12 protein-coding genes and 1 pseudogene are annotated in these 14,289 nt (G+C 57.1%); 9 read left to right on the top strand and 4 right to left on the bottom strand.

Features of this window, described 5'->3' with window-relative positions:
• Positions 1–324 precede the first annotated feature (324 nt).
• From IPP88_04660 to IPP88_04620, 9 genes are all read left to right on the top strand, one after another.
• A complete protein-coding gene (locus IPP88_04660) occupies positions 325–807 on the top strand; it encodes a hypothetical protein (protein MBL0122033.1) in 483 nt (160 codons plus the stop codon).
• Positions 808–875: 68 nt separating this feature from the next.
• Complete coding sequence (locus IPP88_04655; GenBank protein MBL0122032.1) at positions 876–2,078, top strand: hypothetical protein; 1,203 nt, start codon at positions 876–878, stop codon at positions 2,076–2,078.
• 212 nt (positions 2,079–2,290) lie between these two features.
• On the top strand, positions 2,291–3,277 hold the full coding sequence (locus IPP88_04650) for an ABC transporter permease (GenBank protein MBL0122031.1): 987 nt from the start codon (positions 2,291–2,293) through the stop codon (positions 3,275–3,277).
• Position 3,278: 1 nt separating this feature from the next.
• Positions 3,279–4,190, top strand: coding sequence for an ABC transporter permease (locus tag IPP88_04645; GenBank protein MBL0122030.1), 912 nt, complete (start codon positions 3,279–3,281; stop codon positions 4,188–4,190).
• Positions 4,191–4,446: 256 nt separating this feature from the next.
• Entirely contained in the window at positions 4,447–5,439 is a 993-nt protein-coding gene (locus IPP88_04640; GenBank protein MBL0122029.1) for an ABC transporter ATP-binding protein, read from the top strand.
• On the top strand, positions 5,436–6,440 hold the full coding sequence (locus tag IPP88_04635) for an ABC transporter ATP-binding protein (GenBank protein ID MBL0122028.1): 1,005 nt from the start codon (positions 5,436–5,438) through the stop codon (positions 6,438–6,440). The genes IPP88_04640 and IPP88_04635 overlap by 4 nt, the downstream gene beginning before the upstream one ends.
• A 46-nt stretch (positions 6,441–6,486) precedes the next feature.
• Positions 6,487–7,446 (top strand): N-formylglutamate amidohydrolase, encoded by a 960-nt coding sequence (locus IPP88_04630; GenBank protein MBL0122027.1) that lies wholly within the window; start codon positions 6,487–6,489, stop codon positions 7,444–7,446.
• Entirely contained in the window at positions 7,436–8,401 is a 966-nt protein-coding gene (locus tag IPP88_04625; GenBank protein ID MBL0122026.1) for a succinylglutamate desuccinylase/aspartoacylase family protein, read from the top strand. Before IPP88_04630 ends, IPP88_04625 begins: the two co-directional genes overlap by 11 nt.
• Before the next feature lies 1 nt (position 8,402).
• The gene (locus IPP88_04620) at positions 8,403–8,909 is read left to right on the top strand and encodes a GNAT family N-acetyltransferase (GenBank protein MBL0122025.1); all 507 of its coding nucleotides are present in this window, start codon (positions 8,403–8,405) and stop codon (positions 8,907–8,909) included.
• A 42-nt stretch (positions 8,910–8,951) separates the two neighbouring features.
• Here the strand turns inward: IPP88_04620 and IPP88_04615 are convergent, their stop codons facing one another.
• The 4 genes and pseudogenes from IPP88_04615 to rsmB form a co-directional block, all read right to left on the bottom strand.
• On the bottom strand, positions 8,952–10,235 hold the full coding sequence (locus IPP88_04615; protein ID MBL0122024.1) for a sigma-54-dependent Fis family transcriptional regulator: 1,284 nt from the start codon (positions 10,233–10,235) through the stop codon (positions 8,952–8,954).
• Between the two features lie 22 nt (positions 10,236–10,257).
• Positions 10,258–12,414: a HAMP domain-containing protein gene (locus IPP88_04610; GenBank protein MBL0122023.1), complete on the bottom strand. Its 2,157-nt coding sequence runs from the start codon at positions 12,412–12,414 to the stop codon at positions 10,258–10,260.
• Positions 12,414–13,013, bottom strand: coding sequence for a DUF4390 domain-containing protein (locus tag IPP88_04605; protein ID MBL0122022.1), 600 nt, complete (start codon positions 13,011–13,013; stop codon positions 12,414–12,416). Before IPP88_04605 ends, IPP88_04610 begins: the two co-directional genes overlap by 1 nt.
• A pseudogene (gene rsmB, locus IPP88_04600) lies at positions 12,967–14,279 on the bottom strand (16S rRNA (cytosine(967)-C(5))-methyltransferase RsmB). Before rsmB ends, IPP88_04605 begins: the two are co-directional and overlap by 47 nt.
• Between the last annotated feature and the right edge of the window lie 10 nt (positions 14,280–14,289).

The following is a 14,289-nucleotide window of genomic DNA, read 5'->3' as shown; positions in this document are numbered from 1 at the left end:
AAGCACTGGTGCGGCTCACAGGCCGAAAATGGCTGGTGAAGCGCGCCAGTGCTGGAGTTTGTATACTGGGAACTTCTCAAAACCCAATTTCTGTCGCCCCGGATTTTGTCCGGGGGTGAAGCGGGGAATTCGCAGAGCGGGCTCTGCGCCCGCTGAACGCCAAGCCAATGCAATGGCTTGGCCCAATTTTCGCTAATGCATCATATGCTTACAAAAACTTGGATCCTTGCCCGGCGCAACCCTTGTGATTGTGCGCCGGGATGACAGGATTAATAGAAGTTCCCACTGGGACCGGCTCATAGTCAAAATGATGAGGGGTGAAACATGAAGATCGATCGTGCGTTTGTCCGAAGACTCGCGGGCTGCATCATGGTTGCGTTCTGCGTGCTGGCCTTCAGCGGCTGCAACTTCAAGGTGCCGATTACACCCAGCGCAACGCGTAAAGTCGACGACCGCCTATTGGGTAACTGGGTCACGAACGACGGGCAGGAAAAGATGAAGGTGCGAAAGCTGAATGACTCGATCTACATCTGTTCCTACAACGGCGATCTGTTTCAGGCATTCCATTCCGACGTCGGCAACACCGCGTTCATCAGTGTTCAGGACATCGACTCTTCCGAGCGCAAGTATGCCTACCTGATTTACACGCTCTCCGCGGATGCCAGGAGCCTCGTCATGCGCGCCGTCAATCCCGAGGCCATTCCGAAGGAGACGAATGACTCCGCCGTGATGCAGAAATTACTGAAGGACAATTTGCGCAATCCTGCATTGTTTGGCGATGAGGTTCGGTTTGTGAAGAAGAATTGATGAGAGAGATAGGTCGAATAATCACAATGTTTCGTATTTGCAGCTGCTTCATCATTTGTACGCTTTCCTTGGGTGAGGTTGGCTGTGCCGCAATTGCGCGCGATGAGCCTCTCGATGAAGAGGCCGCTACTTTTTTTGCAACTGCTCAAAAACCAAATGATCAAAATAATGCCTCGATTGGGCTGCTGGGGTTGAGTGCGCCAGCGGGACAGGACTTCATGGCCTATGGGCGCACTTTTGCAGCGATGTGGGGAATGAATAGCGACGCCAGCCCTGAAAAGCGAACGGAAGAATCGAATTCGCTGAAAATCAAGTGGGATCAAATGCGCATGGATTGTTGGACGGATGACTACGAGCCATTCGATCAAGATCCAAAATGCGCGCCTATCGAGGAGGCAACGCAAACTCTTCGCGATAACGCCGAATTACTGTCCCGCTATCGACAAATACAGAAAATGGCGACTGCGCCGGGATATTCTCTGGGTCGGGCTACCCCGTTCATGGTCGCAGCCAAATTAGCGGCAGTAGAGATCAAGGTAGATCGTACCGAGGGACGCGCAACCCAAGCCTATCGCAAATGGGCAGATCAACACGTATTTTTGCGAAACATGAACTCTACGGGCGGCATTTGGTTGGAGGTAGCAGTTAACTTGGTAAACGAAGGCATCAGCCTTTCTGTCATTGAGTCGCTGCTATTTCGTGCGCCCCATCTGATTGACAACCACTACGATGAACTCATCACGCTACTCGCGGCAGGAAACATTGCGCGCTTTAATATTCCTGGAATCATGCGCTCCGAGCATGCCCTTTTTATGCAGTCCTATGAATTCAAAGAGGGTAGAAAAGCGATATTCCCAAACTACATAACCAATCGACATTACCGACATGCGAAGCGGGTGATAGAAATCGCTAGCGGACCTGCGAGCTTGCTGGACGACGGCGCCGTGAACACATACAAATGTTTCAAAGAAATGGAGAAAAACGAAACTGATCCACGTTTCTCGGCAAGCGCCGAGTATATTCAACCAAGCATGTCATTTGAGCTAATCAAATCCATGCATGCCAAGAACCGGCTGATGAATCTGTTGACGATGCGAGTCAGAATCTTCAAAGATAGAGTGCCGGATTCGCAAATCGCAGCCTACCTGAAGGCGAATACTGCGGACATGCGCGAACCATTCACGAACGGGACAATGCAGTGGGATAAGGGCAAGCGCGTGCTGTTCTATGACAACCCAAAATACAAGGGCGCAACCGAGGTCCGGCTGTAAATGGTGACCCTCCATTTCATGCCCGCCTCCTAATGCTGAGTAGCCGGTGAACATGTATTCTCTCGACTCAGTGTGTATGCCAGCTTCGAAACGATTAAGATAAGAGTTGAATCGCGCTCTCCTTTCCAAGAAGTCAGCACTCCACGAAATTCGCGCAAGCCACCCGCTTTCGCCGACCTCAACCCAACCGATGTTCGCCTGATGTTTGCCCAATGTTTGCCTATACCCTCCGCCGTCTGACCCAATCCGGCTTTGTCCTGCTGGTGATGGCGATACTCGTGTTTCTGGGCGTGTACGCCATCGGTAACCCGATCGAGCTGCTCGTCAACCCGCAAGCCGACGAGGTGGAGCGGCTGCGCGCCACCGTGGCGCTGGGGCTGGACAAGCCGCTGTACCTGCAATTCGGCGTGTTCCTCAAGGGCGCGCTGTCGGGTGATCTCGGCCGGTCGTTCGTGTTTGGCGTGCCGGCGCTGGAACTGATTCTGTCCAAAATGCCCGCGACCATTGAGCTCGCGCTGGTGGCGATGCTGATGGCGGTCACGTTGGGCATTCCGCTGGGGCTGATCGCGGGACTGAAACCCGATGGGTTTATCGGCCGCAGCATCATGGCCGGCTCCATCGTCGGTTTTTCGCTGCCGACGTTTTGGGTGGGGCTGGTGCTGATCATGTTTTTCTCCGTTTACCTGGGCTGGCTGCCGTCCAACGGGCGCGGCGAGACGGTGAGCGTGCTGGGCCTGCAGGTGAGCTTTCTCACCTGGGATGGCATCACGCATCTATTCATGCCGGCGCTGAACCTGGCGCTGTTCAAGCTCTCACTGCTGATTCGCCTGACGCGCGCGCAGACGCGCGAGGCCTTGCTGCAGGATTATGTGAAGTTCGCCCGCGCCAAGGGACTTTCTCAATCGCGCGTGATCGGCGTGCATGTGCTGAAGAACATCATGATTCCGATCGTCACCGTGATCGGGCTCGAGTTCGGCTCGGTCATCGCCTTTGCCATCGTCACCGAATCGATCTTCGCCTGGCCGGGCACCGGCAAACTACTGATCGATTCCATCAACCAGCTCGACCGCCCGGTGATCGTGGCGTACCTGATGGTGATCGTGATGCTGTTCATCGTGATCAACTTCGTGGTCGATATCGTCTATTCATTTCTCGATCCACGGGTGCGGCTGGGGCAGTCGTCGGGGGCGGGGCACTGAGATGCAAACCCACGCACTGACTGTCGACGCACCGATAGCCGAAGAAACGCCGCTGCGCCGCGTCTGGGGCGAATTTGCGGAGTCGAAGCTCGCGTTGATTGGCCTCGCGATGTTGTTGCTGGTGATTGCGATTGCGCTCTTCGCGCCGTTCATTTCCCCGCAAAATCCGTACGATCTCGCGCAGATCGATCTGATGGACAGCAAGCTCGCCCCGGGCGAAAAATCCACGGCCGACAAGACCTACGTGCTCGGTACCGACGATCAGGGCCGCGATATGCTTTCCGCCATTTTCTACGGCGTGCGTATCTCGCTCGGCGTCGGTGTGGCCAGTACCGTTGTCGCCGTGTGTATCGGTCTCAGCTTTGGATTGATGGCGGCTTATTTCGGCGGGTGGGTGGATACGCTGATCATGCGGGTGGTCGATATCCAGCTCTCGTTCCCGGCGATCTTGCTGGCGCTGATCCTGCTCGCGGTTTTCGGGCAGGGCGTGGACAAAGTGATCATCGCGCTCATCACCGTGCAGTGGGCGTACTACGCGCGAACGGTGCGGGCATCGGCGCTGGTGGAAATGCAGAAGGAATATGTGGAAGCGGCGAAGGTGCTGTCGCTGTCGAAGACGCGAATCCTGTTCCGCCATCTGTTGCCCAATTGCCTGCCGCCGCTGATCGTGGTCGCGACCGTGCAGGTGGCGCATGCGATTTCGCTGGAGGCAACGCTTTCTTTCCTCGGATTGGGGCTACCGATCACCGAGCCGTCGCTGGGCTTGCTGATCTCCAATGGTTTTTCGTATTTGATGAGCGGGAAATACTGGATCAGTTTTTATCCGGGGCTTGCTTTGCTGGTGACGATCATGTCGATCAATCTGGTGGCGGATCAATTGCGCGATGTGCTGAATCCGCGGTTGAAGAAGTGATGAGCCGATCGCTAACTTCGCGTCAGGGAACTTCTATTAACCTCATTTCCGTTCGCCCTGAGGTATCGAAGGGCATTGCGGACGTAAGTGAATCAACGGCTTACATTGAGTGTGCTTCGATACCTCAGCACGAACGGGGAGTTATTCGAAGTTCCCGTCAGCCAAACACTAGCACTGGCGCGACTTTCGGAGCAATATTGCCTGAAACACCGCACCAGTGCTTGTGTTTGTCATTTTCGTGCTATGGGCCGCACCCATGAGTACCGTCCTGCAAGTCGACAATCTGCGCACGCATTTCTTCACCAAGGCCGGCATCGTGAAGGCCGTCGATGATGTTTCTTTTTCGATCGACAAAGGGCAAATCCTCGGTCTGGTCGGTGAATCCGGATCCGGCAAATCCATGACCGGTTACTCGATCATGGGGCTGATCGATCCGCCCGGCCGCGTCATCGAGGGCCGCATTGTGTTGAATGGCCAGGACGTGACGGCTTACCACAACGAGCAATGGCGGTCATTGCGCGGCAATCGCGTGGCGATGATTTTCCAGGACCCGATGATGACGCTGAACCCGGTGCTGCGCATCGACACGCAGATGATCGAGGCCATCACCGCGCACGAAAAAATCTCGCGGGATGCCGCGCGCGAGCGGTGCCGGAGCGCGCTTTCGCAAGTGGGCATTCCTTCGCCGGACGAGCGGCTGCTGGCGTACCCGCACCAGTTCTCGGGCGGCATGCGGCAGCGGGTGGCCATCGCCATCGCCCTCCTGAACAAGCCCGATCTCATCATCTGCGACGAACCCACCACCGCGCTCGATGTGACCATCCAGGGGCAAATACTTTTCGAGATGCAAAAGCTCTGCCGCGAATCCGGCACCGCGCTGCTGTGGATCACGCACGATCTTTCCGTCGTCGCCGGTCTCGCCGACAATGTGGCCGTGATGTACGCGGGCAAGATCGTCGAGCAGGGTGCAACCGGCGAGTTGCTGGATCATCCCCTGCATCCCTACACCAAAGGCCTGCTCGACTCGGTACCGAGCCGTAACGTCAAGGGCAAGCCGCTGAAACAGATTGCCGGCATGACACCCTCGTTGCTGAAGATCGGCGCTGGCTGTGCCTTTCGCGATCGTTGCGTGCGCCGCGCCAGCGAATGCGAAGCGGCACCCGCGCTCACTTGTCCCATTGGTGCTGAATCGCGCAAGGTGCGCTGTTTTCATCCACACGTTGAATCGCCAGCGGAATCGACGACATGAGCGAGCCCCTGCTGGAACTGAAAAATATTTCCAAGCGCTTCGAGAAAAAGCTCGATGTCGCGGGGCGGCTGGCGCGGTCATTGGGGGCCAACCTGCGCGAAGAAACCGTGCACGCCGTGGACCGCGTCGATCTGACGATACGCAAGGGCGAAGTGGTCGGGCTGGTGGGTGAATCGGGCTGTGGCAAATCCACGCTCGGGCGGGTGGTGGTGGGTTTGCATCATCAAAGCGATGGCGAGAAATTCTGGCGCGGCAAAAATGTTGCCTCCATGACCGGCGATGAAAGACGCGCCATGCAACTCGAGGCGCAAATGATTTTCCAGGACCCCTATGCGTCACTGAATCCGCGCTATCGGGTAGTGGACATTATCGGCGAGGCGCCGGTGGTGCACGGTATGGTCAGCTCCCGCGACAAGTCCTCCTACGTCGCCGACGTCATGCAACGCGTGGGGCTCGATCCGGTATTGTCGCGCCGCTTCCCGCATCAGTTTTCCGGCGGGCAACGCGCGCGCATCGGCATAGCACGGGCGCTGGCGGTGAACCCGAATTTCCTGGTTTGCGATGAAGCGGTCGCCGCACTCGATGTTTCGATCCAGGCCCAGGTGCTAAACCTGTTCATCAAACTGCGTGAAGATCTCGACCTCACGTATCTGTTCATCAGCCACGATCTGGGGGTGGTGCGGCATTTGTCCGATCGCGTGGTGATCATGTATCTTGGGCGCGTGGTGGAAACCGCGCTGGCCGAAGAGCTGTTCGCGCAACCGAATCATCCGTACACACAAGGCTTGCTCGCGGAAGTACCATCGCTGGTGGCGCGGAAGAAGGACTTTGTCGCCATCAAGGGCGAAATTCCGTCGCCGCTCAATCCGCCGACGGGGTGCCATTTTCACCCGCGCTGTCCGCACGCCGCATCGGTTGGCGGCAACAAGTGCGCAACCGAGCAGCCCATGCTCAAGGAAATCGCCGTGAATCGTTACTCGGCGTGCCACCTGAATCAATGAACATATTGGCGAATGTCATAGAATCAATTATCGAAAGCTGAATCTCATGTCTTTACTGACTACGTCCCCATTCCAGGCTTTTACGGCTACGTCTTCCCGAAGCACCCACAACCACGATGTACCGGTGGTATTTGATTCGCCGCACAGCGGTACGGCCTATCCTGACGATTTCGACACCGTCGTGCCAAGGCTGGTGCTGCGCCGCGCGGAGGACACGCACGTCGAGGCGCTATATGCCTCTGCGCCCGATCACGGAGCCGTGTTAATCGCCGCAAACTTCCCGCGCAGTTACATCGACGCCAATCGCTCACTTCTGGATATTGATGCCGCCTTGCTGGATGGCAATTGGCCGGGACCGATCAATGTCAGCCGAAAAACCGAGAAAGGCATCGGCCTGGTGTGGCGGCTGCTTGATACCGGTGAGCCGATCTATACGCGCAAGTTGACCGTAGCCGAAGTGCAGGCCCGGATTTCGCGCTGCTATGCGCCGTATCACAAGGCAGTGCGCGATGCGATCAATGGTGCGCACAAGCACTACGGCGCGGTCTGGCATATCAACTGCCATTCGATGCCGGCGACGTCGTCAGTCATTTCAGAAGAAGGGCCGGGTGTGGAACGTGCCGACTTCGTGCTCGGTGACCGCGATGGCACTACCTGTGCACCCGAGTTCACGACCTTCGTCGCGCTGACCTTGCGAGCCATGGGCTACGACGTCCGGGTCAACGATCCGTACAAGGGCGTGGAGTTGGTGCGTGCCTATTCTGATCCCGCTGCACACAAACATTCACTGCAAATAGAAGTAAATCGCAAACTGTACATGGACGAAAACAGCCGCGAGCGAAACTCGGGCTTCGACAAGCTTCAAGGCGACTTGGCGCGTCTCATCAGGGCCATTGGTGCCTTCGCTCGCGAACACCTGCCCGCTCGCGGACACCATCACGATTGCGGACACGACCATCACCACGACCACGATCACCACCACGGGCACAAACATCATGACCATTAAGCCGGGCGCCTCACCTTACGCCGTCGAACTGTCGCCACCAGATATTTCCGCCTATAAACAGGGCAACACGGGCATCGAATACATCACGACATTCGATTCCGGCAAGCCCGGGCCACACGTGATGGTCAACGCCATCACCCACGGCAACGAACTGTGCGGTGCGATTGCGATCGATCGCCTGTTCAAGATGAGTTTTCGTCCGGTGCGCGGCAAGACAACGCTATCGTTTGCCAACGTTGCGGCGTATCAACGCTTCGACAGGAACCTGCCGCACGCGAGCCGCTTCGTCGACGAAGACTTTAATCGGGTCTGGACGGCCGCGACACTGGACGGTCCGCGCCAATCGACGGAACTTGCCCGTGCGCGCGCCATGCGACCCATGATTGACCAGATCGACTATTTGCTGGATTTTCATTCGATGCACGATCCGCATGGCGCCGTGATGATTTCCGGCCCGCTGGACAAAGGCATTGATCTTGCCAGGCGTGTGGGCGTACCCGAATTTGTGGTGGCCGATGCCGGCCATGCCAACGGGACGCGGATGCGCGACTACGGCGGTTTCGGTGATCCCGCTTCACCGAAAGCCGCTTTACTGGTGGAGTGTGGTCAGCATTGGGAGAAGGCGAGCGAGTACCTAGCCTGGCAAACAGTTTGGCGCTTTTTGCGGACCCTTGACGTGGTTGATCGCGTTCAGGCTGATGCGGAAATCGACCAGGCAGCGGTGCCGGCACAGAAAATCGTTCGCGTCACGGACGCCTTGATTGCGACCTCGCTAGACTACAAATTTGCCGAGGGCCTCAAGGGACTTTCAATCGTACCTCGCCAGGGCGACCTGATTGCCAAGGACGCCGGTAGACCGGTGGTGGCGCCGTACGACAACTGTGTGCTGATCATGCCAACCCTGATTCACGTTAAACCTGGTCTGACCGCTGTTCGCATCGGGCGGCTCGAATAGCGTGCTGATTCGCCGTCTGCTTGCCCCTGATGCACGTGCATATTGGGAAACCCGCAATCGCGGCCTTAAGGAATTTCCCGACGCCTTCACCACAACGTATGAAGAAGGTTTCGCGACGTCGCCGGAGAAGCTCGCGCTGCGATTCGGCGGCGTCCATTCTGATGACTTTGTTTTGGGTGCGTTCACGGCGAGCGGCGGTCTTGCCGGTTGCACGGGGTTTCAACGCGAGCTGCGCCTCAAGAACCATCACAAGGGCACGCTGATTGGCATGTATGTCGTGCCCGAGTATCGCGGCCAACGCGTGGGACGGCTCTTGCTGGATCGGCTTATCGCTGAGGTTCGTTCCCTGGCGGGCATGGAGCAGTTGAATCTGACGGTGACCCATTCCAACGAAGGCGCCCGAAGGCTTTACCTCAATGCCGGCTTCATCACATTTGGTCTCGAAAAAAACGCCCTCAAGACCGGCGGCTGCTATTACGACAAGGAATACATGGTTCTGGCGCTGTAAGCGAGTCGGGCGTCAATCCGCCAGATTGCGCGCCTTATCGCCTTACTGCGCCGGCTCCTCGCCCTTCGCCGATGGGCGAATGCCTAGTTGCTTCAACTTGCGATAAAGATGAGTGCGCTCGAGCCCGACTTTGTCCGCCACGCGCGACATATTGCCTTCCTCGCGACGAATATGATGCAGGAAGTACTGATACTCGAATCGCTCACGCGCCTCGCGCAATGGCAAATCGAAAGGAATGCGCGTATGCGTGCCCTGGCGGTCGGTAAGATCGAGACCAAATTCCCGCGAAATGCGCCCAACATCTTCGGCCGTGATTTCACTGTTCAGGCTGGTCAGTGCCAGCGTTTTGATGGCATTCTGCAGCACCGGCAGATTGCCAGGCCAGTCAAGATTGCGTAGCGCATTCAGTGCACCGACATTCATTTGTCGCAGCGGACACTCATTGGCTTCCACCATTTGCAGCAGGATGGTACTGGCCAGCTCCGGTATATCCTCCGGATGCTCGCGCAGGCTGGGAATGCGTAACGTGACCCCCGCAAGCTGGGTGAGCAGGGCGCCGTCAAAATCACCACTCTCGGCCAACGGCAACAGCGGCTGCGCACCCGCCGCGACCAGGCGCACATTGAATTTATCAAGTTTGCCAATCAGTTGCAGCAGCCCCTTCTGTTCCTGCTTGTTCAGGCGTTCGACCTGATCGATGAACAACACGCCGTCACGCGCGTCGGTAAGGGGCGTAAACGGATTGTCCGCCAACCAGCCGTGGTCAGGCAATGAGATCCACGCGGTATTGCGCTGGTGAACCATGCGCGCCACCAGCTCAAATCCGCATCCTGCTTCGCCGGTAAGCAACAGTGGATTCTTCAGGCGGCCGATCTGCTCCAGCCGTTGTCGGAGTTCGACGATTATCTTTGCGCGGCCAAGATGCCCAAAGGTGAGCCCTGCCTTGGGAAGCGCCTTGCCGCCGGCCAGCGCCTTGCTGACCGTGGCAATCAGCTTCGGCAGGCTGATCGGTTTTTCCAGGAAATCGAAGGCACCGATACGTGTGGCTTCAATGGCGGATTCAATGGTGCCGTGCCCGGACATCATCACCACCGGCATCGTCAGCTGACCCGAGACCGCCCATTCCTTGAGTAAGGAAATGCCGTCCATATCCGGCATCCAGATATCGAGCAGCACCAGATCCGGCCGTGATTCTCGGCGCAGCGCGCGCGCAACCGCGGCATTTTCGGCGACCTTCACGTTGTAACCCTCATCCTTGAGTATTTCGGAGAGCAACTCGCGAATGCCGATTTCGTCGTCCACGACCAAGATATTGTTTGCTGTCATACGGGCTCCAGTACTGCCTTCATCATACGTCCAAGTCCCGCCCGGCGCGGTTCGATTCGATCAATCGCTCCGCCCGGATGGGGAGCACAATTTCAACGCGCGCGCCATGCGGCTTTACATTACCGATGGCAACAGTGCCACCGTGTTCATCAACGATCTTCTTCACGATCGCCAATCCAAGGCCGGTGCCTTTTGGCTTGGTTGTGACGTAAGGTTCGAATATGCGCTCAAGCATGTCATCACGTACTCCGCTGCCGTTATCCTCAACCGCCAGCGTGACGTTGCCATTGTCAAGTGTTGTTTCCATCAGCATTCGCGCACAAGCTGTCCCGGCCATGGCATCAAGCGCGTTCTGTGCGAGGTTGTGTATTACCTGCCGCAAAAGGGACGCATCGGCGAGGATATCCGGCATGTTCGGACTTAACCGGAGTTCGATTGACACATCCATGGACTCGTACAGCACGAGAACTTCACGTATCAACTCATTCAAGGAGACTTCGGCGGGAATCAGGCGGGAACTTCGCGAATAGAGGCTGAAGTCGTCAACCATGCCTTTCAACGCACCAACTTGCGCGATGATGGTATTGGTCGCGCGCAAGAGCATCTCCTGGTCTTCCTTCGGCAGTTTGGCCGACAGCTTGTGCTGCAGGCGCTCCGCAGAAAGTTGAATCGGTGTCAGAGGATTCTTGATCTCGTGGGCGAGTCGGCGGGCGACTTCGCCCCAGGCAGCGTCGCGCTGCGCTTGAATCATGCCGGTAATGTCATCGAATACGAGCACGAATCCGGAGTCTATCGTTGCCGGCAGCTTCGTGCCGCGTATCAGCAGCGTGCGCTTGCCATTCGGTCCCTCGTAGCTGATCTGCCGCTCCCAGGGTTTGTCGCGCGATGTCGACAATTGCGAAACCAGCTCTTCCACCAGCGGCGCGGCGCCCGACAATGCCGCCCCCCATTCGGGCAGCTTCATGCCTTTCAAAAGCTGCTGCGACAAACCCAACATCCCCTCTGCATTTCGGTTGATGGTCTTTACATACAGGCGCTCGTCAAGCGTCAATACACCGGAGGTGAGATTGCCAAGAATGGATTCAAGATAGGTTTTGCTGTTCTCCAGTTCCTTTTGCTTGTGCGCGACAACATCTGACGCCTCCGCCAACTGCCTGGTCATGGTGTTGAACGATTGCGTCAGGACACCGAATTCATCGCGGCTTTTCACCGGGTTCAACTTGGAAAAATCTCCCCTGGCGATGGCGCGCGTCGATTCAGCCAATGCCGAGAGCGGCTCCGACAGCCGCTCCGACAGAAGGAATGAAAGCGAAATCGCCGAAAATAGTGTGAGGAGCATTGCAAGCGTAAGTGTTAAGGCGAATAGCTGCTTCAAGCCCTGACGCTGTAGACCCAACTGCTGATAATCGCGTATTCCGGCTTCGACACTCTGCGCATCGGATGCGATGTTCCTGGGTGCAGCCTGCACCACCTGAAGTATCCGCGGTGCACCTTGCGCGGCGCGCGGTGCGACCGCCATTACCACGCGCAAATACAGCACCTTGTCAGACAGCGATTCGGCAGCCTTGACCGGAGCTTTTTGCAAGGCTTCCTTCGATTCGGGCGGTGTCGGCTTGTCGCTGAATAACCGGCCACGAGAACCGGCAAGTGCGAGCAATCTGCTGTCAGCCGCGAACAATGTCATTTCTTCAAATCCATATTGCGACCGCAACTCTTTCAGCATTTCTCGTTCTTCCGCCGTGCTTTCTGATAGGCGGAACGCCGCGTCCCGGCCCTTGCGCGCCAGCTCATTGAGGGAACTCTCAAGCGCGGTCTTGCCCAGGCTTAGCGCGCTCTCCAGCGCCTTGTCCACTGGCACGTCGAACCACGAGTCAATGGAGCGATTCAGGAACTGCACCGAGATGGCGTAAACCAGCCCTCCCGGAATCACTGCCATCAACGCAAACACGGCCATCAGCCGCAGCGCAAGCTTGGCGCCAAAGACGCGCGCGTTGAGCTTTCTCCACAATGAAAAAATCTGGTACGCGATCAATGCCAGCAGGCCTACCGTCAATGCGATGCCCACGCCGAAAAGCCAAGGGTATTGTTCGCTGAAAAAAGCGTTGTTGCTGCTCGCACGAAAGAGCAAACCGATCAGGGCAACGCCAAGTGCGACACATGCAAAGATGACGGCTCGAATCATGGTGTCACGTTCCACCGGTGCCAGTCAGACGCCAGGCTCCACTCTTTAGAGGTAATTACGTTCAATTGAAATGGCTTCGGCAATTGAGAGGTATCTAGTCTGAAACGCAGCGCCGCTTCATATTTCTCGCCGGGTTTTAGCTGTCCCTTTTCGGCCACCGTCCAGGAACGTATCCGCGAGAGCACTCGACGGACATCTTCGAACGAGGAGACATTCTGGGAAATCCCGGAGATCGCAATTCGATATTGGTCTGTCAGCGGCGCATACGATATTCGCCGGCCTCGGGTCGCGGAAATGACGCTCTGATCGAGCCAATACCAGCGTCCACGCGTCAGTTGAAATTCGACGATGAAATAAAGCGGCACGCCCTTGCGTACCGCCTCTTGCATACCGGTCGTCAGTTGAAGATCAATATCGGCTTCAAGCTGATATCCGTCGTCGGTGAGTTCCAGTTTTGCCGCCGCGATGCTCGCACTTTGCGCGCGCACTATCACTGGCATCAAAGTCAGGATCAGGCATGCGAACAGCCAAGCACGCATCGGTGGGGTCTTAACCCGTCTTCTCCAGTAACGCGTAATAGAATCCGTCGTGAACATGATCGGGGAGAAGTTGGCCGTCCTGGAATTCCGCGGTCACGGCGCCACCGGGCCCTGTTGCTTGAGGCAAGTGTGGCGGAAGCTGCAGTTGCCGTGCATTGGGTGTTTTTCGTTTGAATTGCTCGACGATATCGCGATTTTCAATTTGAAAAATCGAGCATGTGGCATATAGCAATCTACCACCATTGTCGAGGCAATTCCACAGGGCATTCAGCAGCCGGGATTGTTGGCGGGCAAAAGCGTATAGGTCAGACTCGCGTCGAATCCACTTAATGTCAGGGTGCCGTCTCACCACACCGGAACCGGAGCAGGGCACGTCAAGGAGAATACGGTCAAACGGTTTTCCGTCCCACCACGTATCGGGGAGACTCGCATCGGCAACTTTCATTGTCGCGGCAAGGCCAAGACGAGCGAGGTTTTCCGACACGCGCGCCAATCGACGTTTGTCGCTGTCGACCGCGAGCAAATCAACGTCCGCCAATTCCAGCAAATGCCCGGCCTTGCCGCCTGGCGCGGCGCAGGCGTCCAGCACGCGCATCCCGTCCGCTGGCGCGAGCATCAAGGCCGCCTGTTGTGCGCCCGCGTCTTGCACCGACACCATGCCTTCCTTGAAGCCCGGCAACTCATGAACCGGGACGGGTTTTCCAGCAGCACTGAACTGCCGGTGCCCTGTCGCGCTGACATGCCGTGTTCGGCAAGACGCTGAAGGTATTCCACAACCGTCGTCCGGCGTGAATTGATCCTTAACCACATCGGCGGGCGTTCTCGACCAGAAAGCAAAATGCTTTCCCAAGCCTGCGGATATTGCTTTTTGCAGAGTTCGATCCACCACCGTGGAAAATCATATTTCGCTGTATCCAGGCTGAATTGCTCGCGCCGGTATTTCTCGGGAGCACGCAGGAAATTCCGCAACACTGCGTTGACGAGCGGCTTCGCGCGTGCGAATCCTATCTGCTCGATTGCGGACACTGCGTGATCGACAATTGCATGGGCGGCCGCCTTGGAAAATTGTAGTTGCGATAGCGCGACAAGCAGCAAATGCCGTACCGGTGCATCGCTGACGGGTTGCGATAACAGCAAGTCGAGTTGTGCCGACAACAACCCGTAGTGCCTCAAGGTATCGAACGAAATGGAATGGACAGCGGCCCGCTCGTTTCCGGTCAATGTGCGCCTCTTGGATTGGACGAGTTCAAGGACGCGGTCGAGATTTTTTCCGGTCAATACCTGACCAACCACCTCTGCGCTGGCGGCCTGCACAGCGGTCATCCCGGCGGAT

The organism is Betaproteobacteria bacterium, assembly GCA_016720925.1.
In the GTDB taxonomy this organism is placed as follows: Bacteria; Pseudomonadota; Gammaproteobacteria; order Burkholderiales; family Usitatibacteraceae; genus UKL13-2.
Note: the sequence above shows the minus strand (reverse complement) of the source record. Positions and strands in the feature narration are given on the sequence as shown.